We start from the raw sequence: 18,752 nt of genomic DNA, 5'->3' as shown, positions 1-18,752 counted from the left end.
CCTGCAGGACGCCAACTTCCCGACGGCGGAATACCTGAACCGCCTGACCAAGGCGCGAACGGCGATGGAGCGGTGGGGACTGGCGGCGGTGCTGGTGACCGACCCGTCGAACATGAACTGGCTGACCGACTACGACGGGTGGTCTTTCTACGTCCATCAGGGCGTCGTCCTTTCGCTGGACGCGGATCCCGTCTGGTGGGGACGCGGCATGGATGCGGCGGGGGCGCTTCGCACCATCTGGATGGCGACGACCCAGATCGAGAGCTATTCCGACATCTACGTCCAGAATCCCGATGCGCATCCGATGAAGACGCTCGCCCCCTTTCTGCGCCGCGCGGCGAACGGCGGGACGATCGGCGTGGAGATGGACAATTACTATTTCTCCGCCAAGGCTCATGCCGTCCTCGCCGGGAGGCTGGGCGCGTTGCGGGACGCGACGGGGCTCGTGAACTGGTGCCGGGCGCGCAAGAGTCCGGCGGAGCTTGTCTATCTGCGCCGCGCCGGGCCGCGCGGATCGTGGAGCGGATGCACGCGGCCATCCGCGAGATGGCGGCACCCGGCCTGCCGAAGAACACGCTGGTCGCCGAGATCTATCGCGCGGGAATCGAAGGGGCGGATGGCCATTGGGGCGACTACCCCGCGATCGTGCCGATGGCGCCCTCCGGGCTCGACGCGACGACGCCGCACCTGACCTGGGACGACCGGCCGCTCGCGCCGGGGGAGGCCACGTTCTTCGAGATCGCCGGCGTGCATCGCCGTTACCATTGCCCGCAATCCCGCACCCTGTTCCTGGGCGAGCCCGCCGCGCATTTCCGCCGCGCGGAGGAGGCGGTGCTCGCGGCGCTCCGCCCCGGCAATACCTGCGGCGACGTCGCCCGGGCCTTCAACGGCTGGCTGAACGCGGCGGGCTTCGAGAAGGAAAGCCGATGCGGCTACTCCATTGGCCTGTCCTACCCGCCCGACTGGGGCGAGCGGACGATGTCGTTCCGCGGGGACGACATGACCGTGCTGGAGCCGGGCATGGTGTTCCACTTCATGCCCGCCCTCTGGCTCGACGACGGGGGGATCGAGATGACGGAACCGGTCCTCGTGACGGAAAACGGCGCGGAGCGGCTCTGCCGCACGCCGACAGGGTTGTGGGTCAAATGACCCGGCCAAGTCCGATCACGACCGACGTGCCCTTCGACGTGGATGGGGCGCGTCACGGCCATCCCGTCCTGCCCTGGAGCCGGGACGAAAGCGCATGGGGAACCCTACGCATCCCCCACACACGGTGGCGCGGGGCGGCGGGATCGCGCGGATCCGGATCCTGCCCGAGACCGGCTTGGCGCCGCCGGAAGTCGCAGCAAGGATAAACGGTTTCCTCATGGCGCGCCATGTCCGGGAGTGGTGCGGCTTGGCATTGCGTGGCCGCGCTGGCCCTGCCGGGGATATGACGCGGTGGCCGTGATGCGCGATGCGCGGTCGCGGACAAAGCGATCAGGCCGGCGACAGGCCCCGCAGGCGCTCCGACCGGCGGCGGAGGATCTCGACGGTCGCGAGCAGCAGGATCGAGACCGCCACGAGGATCGTCGCCACCGCGAGGATCGTGGGCGAGATCTGCTCCCGCAGGCCGATGAACATCTGCCAGGGCAGCGTCTTCTGCCCGGCCGAGCCGACAAAGAGCACCACGACCACCTCGTCGAAGGAGGTAATGAAGGCGAACAACCCGCCCGAGATCACGCCCGGCAGGATCAGTGGCATCTGCACCTTGAAGAAGGTCCGGACCGGCCCCGCGCCGAGATTGGCCGCCGCGCGGGTGAGCGAGCGGTCGAAGCCCACGAGCGTCGCCGTCACGGTGATGATGACGAAGGGCGTGCCGAGCGCGGCATGGGCCAACACCACGCCGAGATAGCTGCCCTGCAGGCCGACGCGTGAGTAGAAGAAGTACATCCCCGCCGCCGAGATGATGAGCGGCACGATCATCGGCGAGATCAGCACCACCATGATCGCCCGGCGGAACGGAACGTGACCTTGCGACAGGCCGATCGCCGCCAGCGTTCCGAGCCCGACCGAGATCAGCGTCGCGGCGGGCGCGATCCGCACCGAGTTCGACAGCGCCTGCTGCCAGTCGGGGTTCTGGAAGAAGTCGCGGTAGTGCCGGAGGGAATAGGCGTCGCCGTCCAGGGCCAGCATGCCGGGGGTGAAGGTGAAGAAGTTCTCGGCGTTGAAGCTGAGCGGGATGATGGTGAGGATCGGCGCGATCAGGAAGAAGAAGATCAGACCGCAGATCACGAGGAACGTGTAGTGCCAGATCCGCTGGCCCAGCGTTGCGTAGGGGGGAAGTACCATGCGCCGCTCCTAACCCAGCGAGACGTTGTCGATGCCGACGATGCGGTCGTAAAGCCAGTAGAGCACAAGCACCACGGCGAGCAGGATCGTTCCGAGTGCGGCGGCAAGGCCCCAGTTCAGCGATTGCGAGATGTGGTAGGCGATCCGGTTCGAGATGAACGTGCCGGTCGTGCCGCCGACCAGCTCCGGCGTGATGTAGTAGCCGATCGACAGGATGAAGACGAGGATGCAGCCCGCGCCGATCCCCGGGACGGATTGCGGGAAGTAGACACGGCGGAAGGCGGTGAAGTTCGTGGCGCCGAGGCTTTTGGCGGCGCGCACGTAGGAGGGCGGGATGGTCTTCATCACCGAATAGAGCGGCAGGATCATGAACGGCAGCAGGATGTGCGTCATCGCGATGATCGTGCCGGTCTGGTTGTTGATGAGCGCGAGCCGTCCCCCGTCCGAAATGATCCCCGACCAGACGAGGAGGTCGTTGATGACGCCTTGCTGCTGCAAGAGCACCTTCCAGGCCGAGGTCCGTACGAGGAGCGAGGTCCAGAACGGCAGGAGCACGAGGATGAGGAGCAGGTTGGCGCTGCGCATCGGCAGGTTGGCGAGCAGGAACGCGATCGGATAGCCCAGCAGCACGCAGCAGCCCATGATGGTGAGCGACATGAACAGCGTGCGGCCGAAGAGCAGGCCGTAGATCTGCCGGTCCTCCGGCTGCCGCGCGACGCCGTCGGCGGTGAGCTGGAGGTCGACGGCGGACAGGAAGTAGCCGGCGGTGTAGGGGCTGGAGAACGCCTTGATGGTCTCCCAGATCGTCGTGTCGCCCCAGTCCTCGTCGATGTCGAGGAACGTGTCGCGGAACCCCGTCACCTCGAAGGCCGGCGCCGCCTCGGCCGCCGCTGCGAGCAGCTGGGCGTTCGCGCCATCGAAGCCCGCGGCGGCGTCCGGGTTCGCGATGAGGTCGCCGTGGAGCGCGCGGCAGACGATGGGCCAGGGCTCCTCCTCGGTCGGGCTGTCGCCGTCCTCGGTGCGGATGACGCGGGCGAAGGCCGCGTACATGTCCGCCGCGCGCGGCAGGGCGTCGGCCACGCCGTCGCGCAATTCGAAGCGCGGCTCGGGGCCCGCATCGTCGTCGGCCCCGGCGGCCCATTCGGCCTGCGCCTCGATCCAGTCCGGGCTGGCCATCAGTCCGACCCAGGTCGCGGGCTCCTCCCAGGCGGGGTCGAGCGCGACGAACCGGTCGGCCGCGTCTTCGCCGATATCGTCCGCGCCGCGCCCCGTTCTGCGAAACAGCGAGGAGGCGGCGGTCGTCTCGTAGTTCAGGCGGGAGCCAAGGCGGGTGTGGTTCTTCAGCTCGACGGCGATCGCGAGGTCCTGCGCCAGCGCAGCGAAGACCGGCTCCTCCGGCATGTCGTCCCCGTCCCAATCCTCCAGCGCGACGACGGTGCGGGGCAGCGTCTCGCTCACGATCTGGTTCTCGACCGAGCGAAACAGCATGTCGGCGATCGGCGCGATGAAGGTCACGACGATGAACAGGAAGAGCGGCGCGACGAGCGCGAGTGCGCGCAGCTTCTCGCGGCGCAGGGCGCGGTTCAGGCTCCGCTTCAGGGGCGTGCCGTCGGCGGCGACCATCTCGCCGCCCGCGCGCTGTTCCGCGATGCGGAGGCCGGTATCGGGCGTCACTCCGGTGACGGCGTCCGGCCCGTGCGTGGCGTCGGTCATCGGTGGGCCCTCCCGCGCGGGGTGCGGGGGCGACGCGCGCCGCCCCCGCCGGTTGCCTTACTGGGCGAGCCAGGCCTGGAACTTCGAATCCAGGTCGTCGCGGTAATCGGCCCACCATTCGTAGTTCTGCACGAAGGCGTTGGACGCGTTGTCGGGGTTGGTCGGCATGTGCGGCGCCATGTCGATGCCGAGTTCGGCGTGCTGACCCACGAGTGGGGCCGAGGACTTGCGCGCCGGGCCGTAGCTGATCCAGGCGGCCTGGTCGGCGAGCCGCTGCGTGTCGGTAGCGAAGTACAGGAAGTCCTTCACGCGGTTCAGCGCCGGCTCGTCGAGGCCCTCGGGGATGACCCAGCCGTCGAGGTCGTAGGATTGCGCGTCCCACAGCATCGCGACGGGCTGGTCCTGCTCCTCGATGACCGAGAAGAGGCGCCCGTTATAGGTGGAGCCCATGACCACCTCGCCATCGGCGAGAAGCTGCGGCGTGTCGGCGCCGGCCGTCCACCAGACCGTCTGGTCCTTGATCGTATCGAGCTTGGCTAGGGCGCGGTCCTGCCCCTCCTCCGTCTCGAGCGTGTCGTAGATGTCCTCCCAGGCGACCCCGTCGCAATAGAGCGCCCATTCCATGTTGTTGTGCGGCCGCTTCTCGAGGCTGCGCTGGCCGGGGAACTCCTCGAGGTTGAAGACGTCGCAGATCTCGTCGGGCGTGCGCCCTTCCCACTCCTCGACATCGGTACGGTAACCGAAGGTGTAGGAATAGGCGATCTGCGGGATGAAGCATTCGGAGACGAGCATCTCCTCGCCGAAATCCTCCGACGCGGGCGTGCCGTCGGGGGCGGGGGCCAGGATCTCGTCCGGGTCGACCTCCATCGCGAGCCCCTCGTCGCACAGGCGCATGGAATCGGCGGCGGTCACGTCGACGAGATCCCAGGTGATGTTGCCGGCCTCGGACTGCGCGCGCATGCCGGCCACGGCCTCGCCCGAACTCTCGTCCCAGATGACTTCCACCTCCGGGTGCATCTCCTGGTAGGGCTCCACATAGGCCTTGAGCTGGCTGTTCTGGTAGGCGCCGCCCCAGCTGACGATCGTCATCTCGTCGGCCATCTCCTGCGCGAGGGCCGGCACGGCGATGAGCGCGGCGCCCGTCGTGAGCATCAGTGACTTCAGTTTCATGTCGCAAAACTCCCGTTTGTCTTCGCCCTTGTGTTCTCCGTTCCACCCTGGGCGCGGGCGAAACGCGTCCGTCCCGGTCTCAGACGTTCAGCGCGCGGCAATCCGCGGGCAGCCATCCGATCCGGACCTTGTCGCCCGGCGCAAGCCGGGTCTGGCCGGCGCGGTTGCGCGTCTTGACGACGAAATCGTCCCGTCCGGCGACGCGCAACCGGGTGCGGAAGACGTCGCCCATGTAGATGAACTCGAGCACCTCCGCGTCGAGCGTGTGCGCGCCCGGGCCGAGTTGGGGGTCGATCTCCACCCGCTCGGGCCGGATCGACACGAGCGTCGGATCCCCGACCTTCGCGACGTTGACCGGCACCGCGTCGATTTCGCCGCCGCCGTCGAGCGCCACGACGCAGGTGCCGCCGTCGATGGCGCTGACCTTGCCCCGGAGCGTGTTGTTCTCGCCGATGAACTGCGCGACGAAGCTGTTCTCCGGCCGCTCGTAGAGCTCGTCCGGCGTGGCGAGTTGCTGGATGCGGCCGTCGTCGAAGACCGCGACCCGGTCCGACATCGTCAGCGCCTCGGTCTGGTCGTGGGTGACGTAGACCACGGTGATGCCGAGCTCGTGCGCCAGCCGCGTGATCTCGAACTGCAAGGTCTCGCGAAGCTGCTTGTCGAGCGCGCCGAGCGGCTCGTCCATGAGCACCAGCTCCGGCTCGAAGACAAGCGCGCGGGCCAGCGCGATGCGCTGCTGCTGACCGCCCGAAAGCTGCGCCGGACGGCGGCCGCCGAACGCCCCCATCTGCACCATGCCGAGCGCGCGCGAGATCTTCGACTCCTGCTCGGCCTTCCCGACCTTGCGGACCTCGAGCGGAAAGGCGAGATTCTCGGCCACCGTCATGTGCGGGAACAGCGCGTAATTCTGGAACACCATGCCGATGCCGCGCTTGTGCGGCGGGATGCCGTTGATCCCGCGCCCCTGCAGCCGGATCTCCCCGTGCGTGGCCGTCTCGAACCCGGCGAGCATCATCAGGCAGGTCGTCTTGCCGGAGCCCGAAGGCCCCAGCATCGTCAGGAATTCGCCCTTGCCGATCGAAAGGTTGAGGTCCTTCACCACCAGCGTCTCGCCGTCGTAGCTTTTCTGCACGCGGTCGAATTCGACGAATGCTCCGGTTCCGTCCAACACCTGATCCGGCTCCTCCCTTGCTTCGGACCTGTGTGCCACTTCCGCAGCCGTTGGCCAACCGTTTCGTCGGGGCGTCCGGGCACGCCCCCGCGCCGGGGGACCGAATGCCCGACCATCGGGCATCGCACGCGCCCGCGGCCCGCCGGACCGGCGATGGCGCTTGCGTAGCGTTTCGTCGCGGCGCAGCATCGGCCGCGTGACAGAACCGGGACATTCCGACCCGCCCGCCGTCGAGGTGGTCCGCGCGGGCAAGCGCTACGGCAGCGTCGACGCGCTTCTCGGAGTGGATCTGACGATCGCGCGGGGGACGTTCTTCACGCTTCTCGGCCCGTCGGGCTGCGGCAAGACCACGCTGTTGCGCCTCGTTGCGGGGTTCGAGGCGCCCAGTTCGGGCATCGTGCGGATCGGCGGCATCGACGTCACCGGACGCCCGCCGCACCGCCGCTCCGTCAACACCGTGTTCCAGTCCTACGCGCTCTTTCCGCATCTGACCGTGGCGCAGAACGTGGCCTTCGGGCTCGAGATGCTGGGTCGCGCCGACGCGCGGGACCGGACGCGCGAGATGCTGGCGCTCGTGCGCCTCGACGGGTTCGCCGACCGCCGCCCCGCGCAGCTCTCCGGCGGGCAGCAGCAGCGCGTCGCGCTCGCTCGCGCCCTCGCGCCCTCGCCCGAAGTGCTGCTTCTCGACGAACCGCTCAGCGCGCTCGACCTGAAGCTGCGGCGCGAGATGCAGCGGGAGCTGAAGCGCCTGCAGCACGAGACCGGCATCACCTTCGTCTTCGTCACCCACGATCAGGAGGAGGCACTGACCATGTCGGACCGGATCGCGGTCATGGAGGGGGGCCGTGTCCTGCAAGTCGGCCCGCCGCGCGAAATCTACGACGCGCCGGCCACGCGCTTCGTCGCGGGCTTCATCGGCGAGTCGAACGTGCTGGCGGGAGAGGTCCGGGAGGGCCGGGTGCATCTGCCGGGCGGCTCGGTGCCGGCGCCGGACGGCGCGGCGGGACCGGTCACGCTCGCGATCCGGCCCGAGCGGGTGACGCTTGCCGCGTCCGGGGCGCCCGACACGCTGGCGGCGGTGCTGGCGACGACGATCTATCAAGGTGCCGACCTGACCGCCCATCTGCGCCTACCCGACGGGACCGAAATCGCGGCGCGCCTGCCCGCCGACGCCGCGCCGGGCCCGCCCGGCACGCCGCACGGCGTGGCCTTCGCGCCCGGCGCCCTGCGGGTGTTGGCGGAATGACGGACCGCGCCGCGCCGACGCCTGCCGAGCGGTCCGGGGCACGGTCGGGGTGGCTCCTGTCCGCGCCGGCGCTTCTTCTCCTGGCGATCGGGGCGACCGGCCCGCTCCTCGTGATCGTGGTCTATGCGTTCCTCGAGAAGGGCTCCTATTCCGGCGTTCAATGGGCCTTCTCGACGGAGGCGTGGTTCCAGGTCCTCTTCGAGCGGGACATCTTCGACGACACCGTGACCCTGGCCGACGCGCATCTGACGATCTTGTGGCGGTCAGTGAAGCTTTCGCTCGCGACCACGGCGCTGGCCTTCCTGCTCGGCCTGCCGACGGCCTGGTTCATCGCCACGCGGCCGCCGGAGTGCCGGGCGGTCTGGCTCTTTCTGGTGACGATCCCGTTCTGGACCAACCTCCTCATCCGCACCTTCGCGATCATGGAGGTGATCCGGAACGGCGGGATCCTGAACTCCGCGCTCATGGGTCTCGGCCTGATCGAGACGCCGATCCAGATCCTCTATACCGACGCCGCCGTGCTGATCGGGATGGTCTATGTCTACCTGCCGCTCATGGTCCTGCCGCTCTACGCGGCCGTGGAGCGCTTCGACATGCGACTTCTCGAGGCTGCGCACGACCTCTATGCCTCGCGCTGGCAGGCGCTGCGCCGGGTCGTCCTGCCGGTGATCCGGCCCGGCATCGTGGCCGGCTCGATCCTCGTCTTCGTCCCCTCGCTCGGGGCCTATGTCACGCCGCGGCTGCTGGGCGGAGGCAAGAACATGATGATCGGTAACTTCATCGAGCTGCAGTTCGGGCAGGGCCGCAACTGGCCGCTCGGCGCGGCGCTGTCGCTGATCCTGCTCCTCGTCGTGCTCTGCGCCCTTGTCCTGCTCACACGCCTGACCCAACGGGAGGCGGAGGAATGAGGCGCTTCGATCCCGCCGCTTTGCCGGGCTTCGCCTGGATCGCGGTCGGCGCGCTCATCCTTCTCTGGGCGCCGATCGCGACCATGGTGGTCTACAGCTTCAACGCCTCGCAATCGGTCGCGCTCTGGGGCGGGTTCAGCCTTCAATGGTACGCCGCCGCCGCCGGGAACGCGGCGGTGCAGGCCGCGGCGCTCCGCTCCGTCGTGATCGCGCTTTCGGCCGCGGCCATCGCCAGCGCCGTCGCGAAGATGGCCGCGCTGGGCACCACGCGGCGGGGCGGCTTTCGCGGCCGGCGGGTGATCTATCTCGTCATCAACCAGCCGCTGATGGTTCCGGAGATCGTGACTGCCGTGGCCCTGCTCATCGTCTTCGCCTCGGTGAAGGTCGCGACCGGCTATGCCGGGCTGGGCTACCTCATCCTCGCGCATTCTGCCTTTTGCGTGCCGTTCGCCTACCTGCCGATCCGCGCCCGGCTGGAGGGCATGGACCGAAGCCTCGAGACGGCCGCGGCCGACCTCTACGCCACGCCCTGGCAGACGTTCCGCCACGTGACGCTGCCGATCCTCGCGCCGGGCATCGCGGCGGGCGCCATGCTCGCCTTCGTCATCAGCCTCGACGACGTGATCATCACCGAGTTCGTCAAGTCCGCCGGGCAGGACACGCTGCCCACCTACATGCTGGGCCAGCTCCGCCGCGCCGTGACGCCCGAGGTCAACGCGATCTCGACCGCGCTGCTGGCGTTGACCGTGACGCTTCTGACGGCTTTCTTCGTCCTGACCCGACGAAGGGACACGAAACCCTGATCGCAGACGCCGCGAACCGGCGCGCCCCCACCCGACAAGGAAAGACCGAAATGCGCCTGATCCTGTTATCCGCCCTGACCTGTGCCGCGACCGGCGCCCTGGCCCAGGGACAGCTCAACATCTACAACTGGGGCAACTACACTTCCCCCGAGCTGATCGAGAAGTTCGAGGCCGAGACCGGCATCGACGTGACGATCACCGACTACGACAGTAACGACACCGCGCTCGCCAAGGTCGAGGCGGGCGGCCACGGCTTCGACATCGTCGTGCCGACCCATTCCGTCCTGCCGGTCTGGATCGAGAAGGGGCTGCTCCAGAAGCCCGGCATTCCGCAGATGGAGAATTACGGCAATATCGCCGAACGCTGGCGGACCATTGAATGGGATCCGGGGCGGGAATGGTCGGTGCCGTGGCTATGGGGCACGACGGGGGTCGCGGTAAACACGGCGGTCTACGACGGCGACATCAACACCTCAGCGATCTGGCTCGACCCGCCGGAGGCGCTGGCGGGCAAGGTGAACGTCGTCCCGGAAATGGAGGACGTGATCAACCTCGCGCTCCTGTATGTCGGATCCAAGCCCTGCACCTCGGATCGCGAGAAGCTGCGCGCCGCGCGCGACGTCCTCGCCGCCGCCAAGCCGCATTGGATGAGCATGGATTACGGGATGACCGAAAAGCTGGGCAACGGCGACGTCCCGGCAAGCGTCAACTGGAACGGCTCGACCTTCCGCGCCCGCGCGCAGAACTCCGACGTGGCCTACGGCTATCCGAAGGAGGGCTACGTCGTGTGGATGGACAACGCCGCCCTGCTCGCCGATGCGCGGAACGTGGAGGAGGCGAAGGCCTTCCTGAACTTCATCATGGACCCGGAGAACGCGGCGATGATCTCGTCCTTCGCGCGCTACGCCAACGGGATCGAGGGGTCGGAGCAATATCTGCCCGAGGACATGCGGACGGCCCCGGAGATCGTCGTGCCGGAAGAGCTTCGGGATGCCGGCGTCTTCTCGCTCGCCTGCCCGGACGAGATCAACGAGTTCTACACCGCAATCTGGACCGAGCTTCAGAAATAGCGCAGCGCGGGTCGGGCCGGGGGGCTCCGGCGGGCGTGTTTTTGGCCAGGAGGAAGGGGCGCGGCCGGTTCGGCCCCGGCCCCGGCGCAGTCAAAGCTCGAAGCGGACGTCCGGCCGGGCGAGTCCGCCGTCCCGACCGATGACGGTGCCGTCGGCGCGCCAGCAGGCGGCGCCGGTCATGGTGCCGTTCGGCTCGAAGGCGATGGCGTTCCTGCCACCGCCACCGCCACCGCCACCGCCGCCGATCGTGCGGACCGTGCGCACGTCGTGGCCTCTGGCCGCGAGCGCCTCCCGCATCGGCGCATAGGCCTGCTCGAGTTCCAGATGCGCGCCGTCGGTCCGAAGCCGTGGCGCCTCCACCGCTTCCTGAAGGGGGGGCCGGACGGGCGGGATCAGCGCGCGGGGCTGGCGCCCGTGGTCTCCGTCGGCGTGGCCCCGGTGCGGGGCGGGGTGAGCAGCCGGCGCCATCTCTCGACCACCGCGGCGTGACGGAACTCGGGGCGGGTGGCGACGTCCGGGCGCCGCGCCCGCCAAGCGAGGATGCGCGCCGCGATGGCGTCCGGATCCGTCGCGTCGAGGAGTTGTTCCGGGTCGGAGGCGACCTCGTCGTTCGCGCCGAGCCCGCGATGGAGCAGCGCCGGGCAGCCGAGCGCGTTCGCCTCGGCGATGACCAGGCCGAAGGTCTCCGCGAATTCGGTCTGCGGGTAGAACAGGCAAAGCGCTTGCCGCATCCGGCGGTGCAGCTCGTCCTGTCCGAGGCGGCCCAGTCGCTCCACGCCTTCGGGCGGACGGCCGGCGTTCCAGGGCAGATAGCCGGGATCGGCGACCGCAAGGGTGAGCGAGGGGATCCGCGTATGCAGATCCCGGAAGGCGGCATAGACCTCGCGCAGACCTTTGTGCGGCGCGCTCGCGAAGAGGAGGCGGTCGCGGTCCGGCACGGTGTCGTCGGGCCGGAGCGCGTCGTCGATCGCGTTGTGGACGAAGCCGATCGGCGGGCGCGGACCGGGCAGCCACGCGGCGAGCCATGCCGCGTGGCTCGCGGAGACGCAGACCACCTCGATGCCGGCCGTGCGGAGCGCCGCACCCATCCCGCGATTGTGGCGCCCGGGAAAGACGTGGAGCCAAAGGAGGATGCGGGCGTCGGGGTGGTGCCGGCGCAGCTTCACCGCGACCTTCCTGGAGTTGACGACGACGAAGGTTTCGGCCGGCAGCGCGGGGTCGAAGGGGCGGAACGCGACGCCGCGCTCGTCGATGGAGACGTCGCGCCGCGCCTGCCGCACCTCGACCGTCGCCCCCTCCGCCAGCGCGCCCGCCAGACGGGCCACCATCTGCTCCGTGCCGCCCAGCCCTTCGAGCGTCTCGCGCCCGAGCGCGTAGGGACGCGGGGCGAGCGTGTCGACGAAGGCGAGGTCGGGCGTCATCCCGAACCGGCTCCGCCCGGCCGGCGCGGTCCGGCACCGGAAGCCGCGTCCGCGAACGCCGCTCCGGGCGACCCTGCCTGCCCGCGATCGCATGCGCGCGTTCCTGTCGCGTCCGGGGGATCCGGCCAGACGGATCGCCCGGACCAGAAGCATCCGGGGGTGGCGCGTCGGGCCGGGGCATCTAAGTGGCGGGGCCTGAAGCGACGGAAAGGATCCCCGACATGGACGCCTCCCTCTCGCCCGTCCTCCTCGGGTTTCTGGGCAGTTTCGGCGCCGGCGCGCTGACCGCCGTGGGGGCGCTGCCGGTCCTGTTCGGCCGGACGCCGTCGCAGGGCTGGCGCGACACCTCGCTCGGCTTCGCGGCGGGGGTCATGCTGGCGGCGTCGTTCTTCTCGCTGATCATCCCGGCGCTCGACGCGGCCGAGCTCCGTTACGGCGCGGGCCCCGTTCCGCCGCTGATCGTCTGCGCGGCGATCCTTTTGGGGATGGGCGTCATCTTCGCCGTGAACGAGATGATTCCGCACGAGCATTTCACGTCCGGACGCGAAGGCCCGGAGGCGGTGTCGTTGCGGCGGGTCTGGCTCTTCATCGTCGCGATCGCCATTCACAACGCGCCCGAAGGGCTGGCGGTGGGCGTGGCCTTCGGCGCGGACGGCGTATCCGGTGGCCTGCCAGTCGCGCTCGGCATCGGGCTGCAGAACGCGCCCGAGGGACTGGCGGTGGCGGTGGCCCTGCTGGGCGAGCGGTATTCTCCCGCTCGAGCCTTCGCCGTCGCGGCCATGACCGGTATGATCGAGCCCGTCGCAGGCCTCCTCGGCGCGGCCGTGATGACCGTGACGCAGCCGCTCCTGCCCTGGGGACTGGCCTTCGCGGCGGGGGCGATGCTCTACGTCATCAGCCACGAGATCATTCCGGAGACGCATCGCAGCGGCCATCAGCGGCGCGCAACATCGGGCCTCGCCATCGGTCTGGTGGTCATGCTGTTCCTCGACGTCTGGCTCGGGTAGCGCCACGTCATGCCTCGTCGAACGGGTAGCGGCCCGCCGCGTCCCACGGTCCGCCGCGATACCACCACAGGCGCAGGGCCACGGCCTCGCCGTCCCAGGGCGCGAAGCTTGCGCGGAGCGCTTCCAGCGTCGCGGTCGCCGTTTCGCGCGAGACCTTGTTCTGCACCGTGACATGGGCGCGCAGGCCGCCCCGATCCTGCGCGGTAAGCTCGAACCCCGCGCCGATCTCGCGTTTGAGCGTGTCGCCCGCGGGCAGGTCGAGCCGGTAGGCCGCGCCGCGTCCGAGCGGCATGACCGACGCCACGCGAAACGCCGGCCGCGGCCGCGCTGCCACCTTGGCGAGCCGCGTCGCCACGTCGACCGCGCGATCCCCGGGCAGGTGATGGTACAACGTCACATGCGCCGGCACGAGGTTGCGTTCGGACGGGAACCAGCGGCCCCGGTCCGCGTCGAAGCGCGCCTGGCTTTCGGGGTCGGCTTCCAGCGTGACGATGAGGGGCGCGGCCTGCATGCCGGTCCATCTAGGCCGCCGGACGCATCTTCGCCAGCAGGCTGTCGAGCCGTTCGATCCGGTCGGCGGTGGAGGCCGTACGTCGAACGTCAGGGCGCTGCCCCCGGCGAAAGCCGGCCGGGCGTCTTCGAGAATCCGGCCGGGGACGCCAACCTTGCCGAAATCATGGAGCGGGGCACCGATACAGACGTTGTGGCAACGCTCCGGCTCGGGTTCGATCGCCTCGGCAGTGATCCGGGAAACGGCGGCCCGGACGATATGCAGCGCAGTCGATCGACCAGGGCGCGATCGATCCCGGCGCCGATCGACACGACCCCCTTCGGCCGCGCGAAGCGCGCGACGCCGCCGGGCCGGGGCCGCCGGACGATAGGGCAGCGCGCCGCGTCTGGCCCTTTCCTGCGTCGGCGCCGGCTCAAGTCCGGGCGCGAAACCGGTCGTCCAAGCGGCCCCGGTCAAGGGGCCAGGCGCGCGACGGCGAACCGGTCCTCCCTGTCCGTGAGGACTCGGTCGAGCTTCCAGCCAGCGCTCCGGGCGAGCGCGCCGAGGTTTTCCACCGTGTACTTGCGCGCGGCACTGACATGGATCGCCTCGCCTGCCGCAAAGCCGATCCGCGCGCCCGGCAGCGTCACGACCTGATCCCGCCGGGAGACGAGACGCATGTCGATCCGCGTGGCGACCGCGTTCCAGGACGCTTCGTAGGCGAAGGCGTCGTGCGCGAAGTCCGCGCCCGTTTCACGGTTGAGCCGGGTCAGCAGGTTGCCGATGAACGCCGCCGTCACGCCCTGCGCGTCGTCGTAGGCCGCCACGAGCTCGTCCGTGTCCTTGACCAGGTCGACGCCGAGGATGAAGCCCTCCACGTTCGGCCAAGCCCGGGCGCCGGCGAGGAGGTCGCGCGCAATCTCGGGTTCGAGATTTCCGATGGTCGAGCCCGGAAAGAACCCGACCTTCGGTACGTCGCGGAGCCTGGGCGACAGCGGCACCGGGCCGGTGAAGTCCGCCGCGACCGGCACCACGTCGAGCCGGGGATATCGGCGCCGAAGGTCGGCCGCCGTCTCCTCCAGGAATCCCGCGGCGATGTCCACGGGCACGTAGGCCGACAGATGCGGCGCCGCATCGAGCAGCGTGCGCGTCTTGACCGAGGCACCCGAGCCCAGCTCGACGAGCGCGCCGCCCGGCGGAATGGACGCGCCGAGCGCCGCGGCATGCGTCTCGAGGATCGCGGCTTCCGTCCGGGTCGGGTAATATTCCGGCAGGGTCGTGATCCGCTCGAACAGGTCGCAGCCCTGCCGGTCGTAAAGCCATTTCGGCGGCAAGGTCTTTTCGGCCCCCGAAAGCCCTTCGATGGCGTCGCGGAGAAGCTCCGGATTCGTCACCGCATCGTTCGGACTTTCGTCGATGCGGGCGAGGCTGTCCTTCGTCACGTCAGGTCCCGCGCGAGCCGCAGACCCATCATCTGCCATCTCTGGTGCGGGTAGAAGAAGGTCCGGTAGGTCGGGCGAAGCTGTTCGCGCGGCGTCGCGCAGGAGCCGCCGCGCAGGACGCGCTGGTTCACCATGAACTTGCCGTTGTATTCGCCAAGCGCGCCCTCGGGCGGCCGGAAGCCGGGATAGGGCGCGAAGTCGGAGGCGGTCCATTCCCAGACATCGCCCCAGATGCCGGGGCCGGGCAGGGGCCGCAGGGCGCCGGTCGCGCCGGCCTCGCCCATCAGGTTGCCCGAGATCGGGGCATCGCGGAACGCGACCTCGTGCTCGGCCTCCGTCGGCAGGCGCGCGCCGGCCCAGCGGGCGAAAGCCTCGGCCTCGTAGTAGCTGACATGGACCACCGGCGCGTCGAGCGCCACGGGCTGCGGGCCGCGCAGCGTGTAGGTCCACCATTCGTCGTCCTGCTTCCACCAGTAGAGCGGATGCGCCCAGCCTTCGCGGGCGGCGACGGCGTGGCCCTCCATCAGCCAGTGCCGGGCGTCGGCATAGCCGCCGTCCTCCATGAAGGCGATCCAGTCGCGGTTGGTGACCGGCCGGTCCGCGATCTCGTAGGGGTCGAGCCAGACCTTGTGGCGCGGCCCCTCGCAATCGTAGGCGAAGCCCCCGCCGTCGTGCCCGATCTCCACGAGGCCGCCGTCGTGGCGGGTGTAGGACAATGCCACCTCGGACGTGACCGCCAGCGGCTCCGGATCCTTGTAGGCGGGCAGGAGGGGGTTGAAGCTCAGCCCGTGCAGCAGGTCGGTGACCAGAAGCTCCTGATGCTGCATCTCGTGGTGGCAGCCGAGCTCAACGAGCGCGGCGATGTCGTCGGCATCGTCCCGCGCGGCGGACACGAGACCGGCGAGGCTGTCCTCGACATGCGCGCGGTAGTCCCGCACCGCCTCGCCGCCCGGGCGGGAAACGAGCCCGCGCCGGTCGCGCGCGTGACGCGGCCCGGCCTGCGTGTAGTAGGAGTTGAAGAGGAACGCGAAACGATCGTCCGGCGAGGCGTAGTCCGGCAGGCGCGGCTTCAGGATGAACTCCTCGAAGAACCACGTCGTATGCGCCAGGTGCCATTTGGCGGGCGAGGCGTCCTCCATGCTTTGCAGCATCGTGTCCTCGGGCGCGAGCGGCGCGACGAGCGCGTCGGTCCGCGCCCGTGTCCGGGAAAACATCTCGAGGGCTTCGTTGGGCGCCAATGGCACGGGGGCGGTCTTCATCTGTGGCCCTTCCTTTCCGGGTCGAGACATGTCCGTCACGCTTTCAACGCCGCGGGGTCCTGTCCGGTCGCATGCAAAGTTCAGCCCTCCGCGACTTAGCGCGGTTTCGCTCGCGATCGGACGAACGGCGCGGCGTCCGTCATGTATGATCGAAGCAGGATGCCTCGCTCCGGGGCCAACCGGCAACCGTCGAGCCGCGGGTCGGATCCGCCCGCGTCGAAGCGGCATGGCCAGGTCCGCACGCCGCACCGGCCTTGCCGGTCACATGTGCCACCGGACCGATGCGGAGCGTCAGCCTCCCGCGCGGAACCCGCCGGTGCGCGAGGCGCCGAAGCCGCCGCTGCGGGCGACCGAGGACCGGGTCAGGGGCGCCGCGTTGCGAGTGCTCGCGGCCTGCGTCGTCAGCGACGAGGCGGCGACGTTGCCCCGGCCCGAAAGGCTGCCGGCGCGGGTGCCGCCATCGGTGGTGGCGTAGCCCGAACCAGCGGCCGGCACCATCGCCCGGGAGGCGAAGCCGCGGCCGGACAGGAGCTGCCCCATCAGGAAGCCCGCCATCAGCGGCATGAAGACCGAGGAGCGGTTCTCGTCCTCGATGCAGGCGCCTTCGCCGTGTTCCGCCTCGCAGACGGCGAGGGCGTCGTAGCGCGGCGCCGTCTCCTCGTGTTCGGCCTGCGCCTCGGCGTATTGCGCCTCGCAGGTTTCCGTGTCCATCCCGCTGGCCTCGCAGGTGGAGGGGTCGTCGAACATGACGACCTCCGTCTGATCCTCCTGACAGCCCGCGAGCACAATGACCGAGGCCGCGCCGAGGAGCATGATTCGTCTGGGTGCCGATGCCTTCATGTCCCGATCCTTTCCTTCGCTACGGCTCTATATAGTGCGGCTTGAAGCGGCTGAGATCCTGCGTGATGCGCGACCGATCCTCGCGGATGCCGAGCGCGACGCAGGTCTCGCCCACGATCCATGTTCCCATGACCGGGCGGAAGCCGTCCATCTCCGGAAGCGGGGCATAGGCCTGCACGAGCCTCGGATGCGCGTCGTAGGACACGTCGCGCGACGCCTCGATCGCCGTGCCGTCGGATCCCTCGATCCGCACCCCCGCGCCTTCGCGCGAGAAGATGGGCTTCGTGACCTTGCCGCGCGCGAAATGCCCGGCGGCGACGGCCCGGTCCCACGCCGCCGACCCGTCCGCGAGCTCGTCCGCGAAGAAGGCCGGCAGGAGGTTCGGATGCCCCTCGAACATCTCCCACATCACGGCCAGAAGGCCCTTGTTCGAGACCAGCGCCTTCCAGGGCGGCTCGAGGAAGCGCGTGCCGGATGTGGCAAGCGCGGCAGCCTCCTCGTCGCGCAGGAAGTCCTCCCACGGGTAGAGCTTGAAGAGCGTCCCGATGATCCGCTCCTCCCCGTCGACAAGCCGCCCCGTCGGGTCGATGCCGATGGCGTTTACCGGCACGAAATGCGCACCGAGACCGGCATCGCGCGCGGCATAGGCCAGCGTCTCGACATTCGCGTAATCCTCCTCGACGCCCTCGATGGCCGCGAAATGCACGTCCTCGCCGGGCGCGCAGATCTCCGCGAAGCGCTCGGTCAGCGCCTCCTGCAGCCGGTTGAGCTGGTCCGACCCGGCGGGGATCAGTCCGGCCTCGCGCGCACCTTCGAGCCAGTCCCACTGGAAATGCCCCGTCTCGTAAAGGGAGGTCGGCGTGTCGGCGTTGTATTCAAGGAGCTTCGCCGGACCGGTCCCGTCATAGGCGAGATCCATCCGTCCGTAGAGTTCCGCCTCGCCCGTGCGCCACGATTCCGCGACAAAATCCATGTGCGGCCCGGGGATGCCGAGACGGTGCATCGCCGCCTCGTCCTCCACCACGCAGGCCACGGCCTCCCGCGCCATCGCATGGAGCGCGGTGGACGGATCCTCGAGCCGCGTCTCGATCTCCTCTAGCGAAAAGGCGTAGGCGGTCGTCTCGTCCCAATAGGGCTCGCCGTACATGGTATGAAACTTGAAGCCCGCCTCCTCGGCACGGTCCTTCCAGTCGGGCCGCTCGACCCCCGGTACCTTTCGCATGGTTCCCTCCCCGTTCGCCGTCGAAGCCAAAGCCGCGCGGCATACGCGTCCGCAGCGTCCCCGGATGCGTTTCAATCCTGGAAATACTCCATATCGAACGACACGACGCCGTCACCCCGGATCTCGATCGCGGCTTCGGCGAAGCGGGGCGGGCCACGACGCATCCGGGCGTTTCGGGAAAAGCCGATCCCCTCGAGCGGGATGAACATCATCCGGCGGTCGAGCGTGCCGTTGCCGTTCTCGTCGTGGATCGCCTGGATCGCATAGATACCCGGCGGCACGTCGCGGATCGTCACGACCCCGCCGGAGGCCGGGGCACGCCCGATATGGACGCAGTCCGACGTGGTGAACTGCGCCTCGTCGCAGATCGCCACGAGAAGTTGGCCCTCGTCCGACCGGAGGTTTCCGATCCGGATCGTCAGATCCGCGGCGGTGGCCGGCACCGTCGTCAGCATGCAGACAATCGTGAGAGCGAAGCGCATGACGCGATGATCCCTTAATGACACCGGTCGGACGTAGCCCGGCGGAGCGAAAGGTCATGGTGTCCGGTCGCGCCGCCCGGATCGTTCGGTTCTTCGCGTTCCCGCACGGCCATGCCCGGGAAGATATCGCTACGGGCGGGAAGCGACACCCCCATGCGTGGGTCGGATCGGCCCTGT

Annotated in this window: 17 protein-coding genes and 1 pseudogene; 6 read left to right on the top strand and 12 right to left on the bottom strand. The window is 69.4% G+C overall.

The genetic code is table 11. The features are described 5' to 3' along the window. The first annotated feature begins 34 nt into the window (after window positions 1-34). Window positions 35-1,149, top strand: a pseudogene (locus Q1B08_RS09375) (M24 family metallopeptidase). A gap of 330 nt (window positions 1,150-1,479) precedes the next feature. Here Q1B08_RS09375 and Q1B08_RS09370 read toward each other — a convergent pair. From Q1B08_RS09370 to Q1B08_RS09355, 4 genes are all read right to left on the bottom strand, one after another. Beyond that, on the bottom strand, window positions 1,480-2,331 hold the full coding sequence (locus Q1B08_RS09370; RefSeq protein WP_299817452.1) for an ABC transporter permease: 852 nt from the start codon (window positions 2,329-2,331) through the stop codon (window positions 1,480-1,482). A gap of 9 nt (window positions 2,332-2,340) precedes the next feature. Next, a complete protein-coding gene (locus tag Q1B08_RS09365; protein WP_299817450.1) occupies window positions 2,341-4,044 on the bottom strand; it encodes an ABC transporter permease in 1,704 nt (567 codons plus the stop codon). A gap of 57 nt (window positions 4,045-4,101) precedes the next feature. Continuing rightward, a complete protein-coding gene (locus Q1B08_RS09360) occupies window positions 4,102-5,214 on the bottom strand; it encodes an extracellular solute-binding protein (RefSeq protein WP_299817447.1) in 1,113 nt (370 codons plus the stop codon). Window positions 5,215-5,293: 79 nt separating this feature from the next. Continuing rightward, window positions 5,294-6,385: an ABC transporter ATP-binding protein gene (locus Q1B08_RS09355; protein WP_299817445.1), complete on the bottom strand. Its 1,092-nt coding sequence runs from the start codon at window positions 6,383-6,385 to the stop codon at window positions 5,294-5,296. 235 nt (window positions 6,386-6,620) lie between these two features. Between Q1B08_RS09355 and Q1B08_RS22015 the strand changes: the two genes are divergently transcribed. From Q1B08_RS22015 to Q1B08_RS09330, 4 genes are read left to right on the top strand one after another with little or no spacing between them, the layout of a single operon-like run. After that, window positions 6,621-7,631 carry an ABC transporter ATP-binding protein gene (locus Q1B08_RS22015; RefSeq protein ID WP_366140002.1) on the top strand — a complete coding sequence of 337 codons (1,011 nt, stop codon included), beginning with the start codon at window positions 6,621-6,623 and terminating at the stop codon, window positions 7,629-7,631. After that, the gene (locus Q1B08_RS09340) at window positions 7,628-8,539 is read left to right on the top strand and encodes an ABC transporter permease (protein ID WP_299817443.1); all 912 of its coding nucleotides are present in this window, start codon (window positions 7,628-7,630) and stop codon (window positions 8,537-8,539) included. The genes Q1B08_RS22015 and Q1B08_RS09340 overlap by 4 nt, the downstream gene beginning before the upstream one ends. Then, on the top strand, window positions 8,536-9,342 hold the full coding sequence (locus Q1B08_RS09335) for an ABC transporter permease (protein WP_299817441.1): 807 nt from the start codon (window positions 8,536-8,538) through the stop codon (window positions 9,340-9,342). Before Q1B08_RS09340 ends, Q1B08_RS09335 begins: the two co-directional genes overlap by 4 nt. 50 nt (window positions 9,343-9,392) lie before the next feature. Continuing rightward, entirely contained in the window at window positions 9,393-10,412 is a 1,020-nt protein-coding gene (locus tag Q1B08_RS09330; protein WP_299817439.1) for an extracellular solute-binding protein, read from the top strand. Window positions 10,413-10,502: 90 nt separating this feature from the next. Here Q1B08_RS09330 and Q1B08_RS09325 read toward each other — a convergent pair whose 3' ends face one another. After that, on the bottom strand, window positions 10,503-10,772 hold the full coding sequence (locus Q1B08_RS09325) for a hypothetical protein (protein WP_299817437.1): 270 nt from the start codon (window positions 10,770-10,772) through the stop codon (window positions 10,503-10,505). A 32-nt stretch (window positions 10,773-10,804) separates the two neighbouring features. Continuing rightward, complete coding sequence (locus Q1B08_RS09320; RefSeq protein ID WP_299817435.1) at window positions 10,805-11,833, bottom strand: glycosyltransferase; 1,029 nt, start codon at window positions 11,831-11,833, stop codon at window positions 10,805-10,807. A 221-nt stretch (window positions 11,834-12,054) separates the two neighbouring features. Here Q1B08_RS09320 and Q1B08_RS09315 point away from each other — a divergent pair, with 221 nt between their 5' ends. Continuing rightward, a complete protein-coding gene (locus tag Q1B08_RS09315; RefSeq protein ID WP_299817433.1) occupies window positions 12,055-12,840 on the top strand; it encodes a ZIP family metal transporter in 786 nt (261 codons plus the stop codon). Window positions 12,841-12,847: 7 nt separating this feature from the next. Here Q1B08_RS09315 and Q1B08_RS09310 read toward each other — a convergent pair whose 3' ends face one another. The 6 genes from Q1B08_RS09310 to Q1B08_RS09285 all read right to left on the bottom strand — a co-directional run bounded on the left by Q1B08_RS09310 (window position 12,848) and on the right by Q1B08_RS09285 (window position 18,575). Beyond that, a complete protein-coding gene (locus Q1B08_RS09310) occupies window positions 12,848-13,351 on the bottom strand; it encodes a 2'-5' RNA ligase family protein (RefSeq protein ID WP_299817432.1) in 504 nt (167 codons plus the stop codon). A gap of 452 nt (window positions 13,352-13,803) precedes the next feature. Beyond that, window positions 13,804-14,772, bottom strand: coding sequence for an L-histidine N(alpha)-methyltransferase (egtD, locus tag Q1B08_RS09305; RefSeq protein WP_299817431.1), 969 nt, complete (start codon window positions 14,770-14,772; stop codon window positions 13,804-13,806). Continuing rightward, the gene (egtB, locus tag Q1B08_RS09300) at window positions 14,769-16,031 is read right to left on the bottom strand and encodes an ergothioneine biosynthesis protein EgtB (protein ID WP_299817429.1); all 1,263 of its coding nucleotides are present in this window, start codon (window positions 16,029-16,031) and stop codon (window positions 14,769-14,771) included. Before egtB ends, egtD begins: the two co-directional genes overlap by 4 nt. A gap of 291 nt (window positions 16,032-16,322) precedes the next feature. Continuing rightward, entirely contained in the window at window positions 16,323-16,871 is a 549-nt protein-coding gene (locus Q1B08_RS09295) for a DUF1190 domain-containing protein (RefSeq protein ID WP_299817427.1), read from the bottom strand. Window positions 16,872-16,890: 19 nt separating this feature from the next. Then, window positions 16,891-18,093 (bottom strand): glutathionylspermidine synthase family protein, encoded by a 1,203-nt coding sequence (locus tag Q1B08_RS09290; RefSeq protein WP_299817426.1) that lies wholly within the window; start codon window positions 18,091-18,093, stop codon window positions 16,891-16,893. 71 nt (window positions 18,094-18,164) lie between these two features. Further along, complete coding sequence (locus Q1B08_RS09285) at window positions 18,165-18,575, bottom strand: DUF2141 domain-containing protein (protein ID WP_299817424.1); 411 nt, start codon at window positions 18,573-18,575, stop codon at window positions 18,165-18,167. Window positions 18,576-18,752: the final 177 nt, after the last annotated feature.

Origin of the sequence: uncultured Jannaschia sp. (assembly GCF_947494025.1) — a bacterium.
GTDB lineage: Bacteria > Pseudomonadota > Alphaproteobacteria > Rhodobacterales > Rhodobacteraceae > Jannaschia.
The sequence above is the reverse complement of the archived record's forward strand: the minus strand, read 5'-3'. Positions and strand labels throughout refer to the sequence as shown.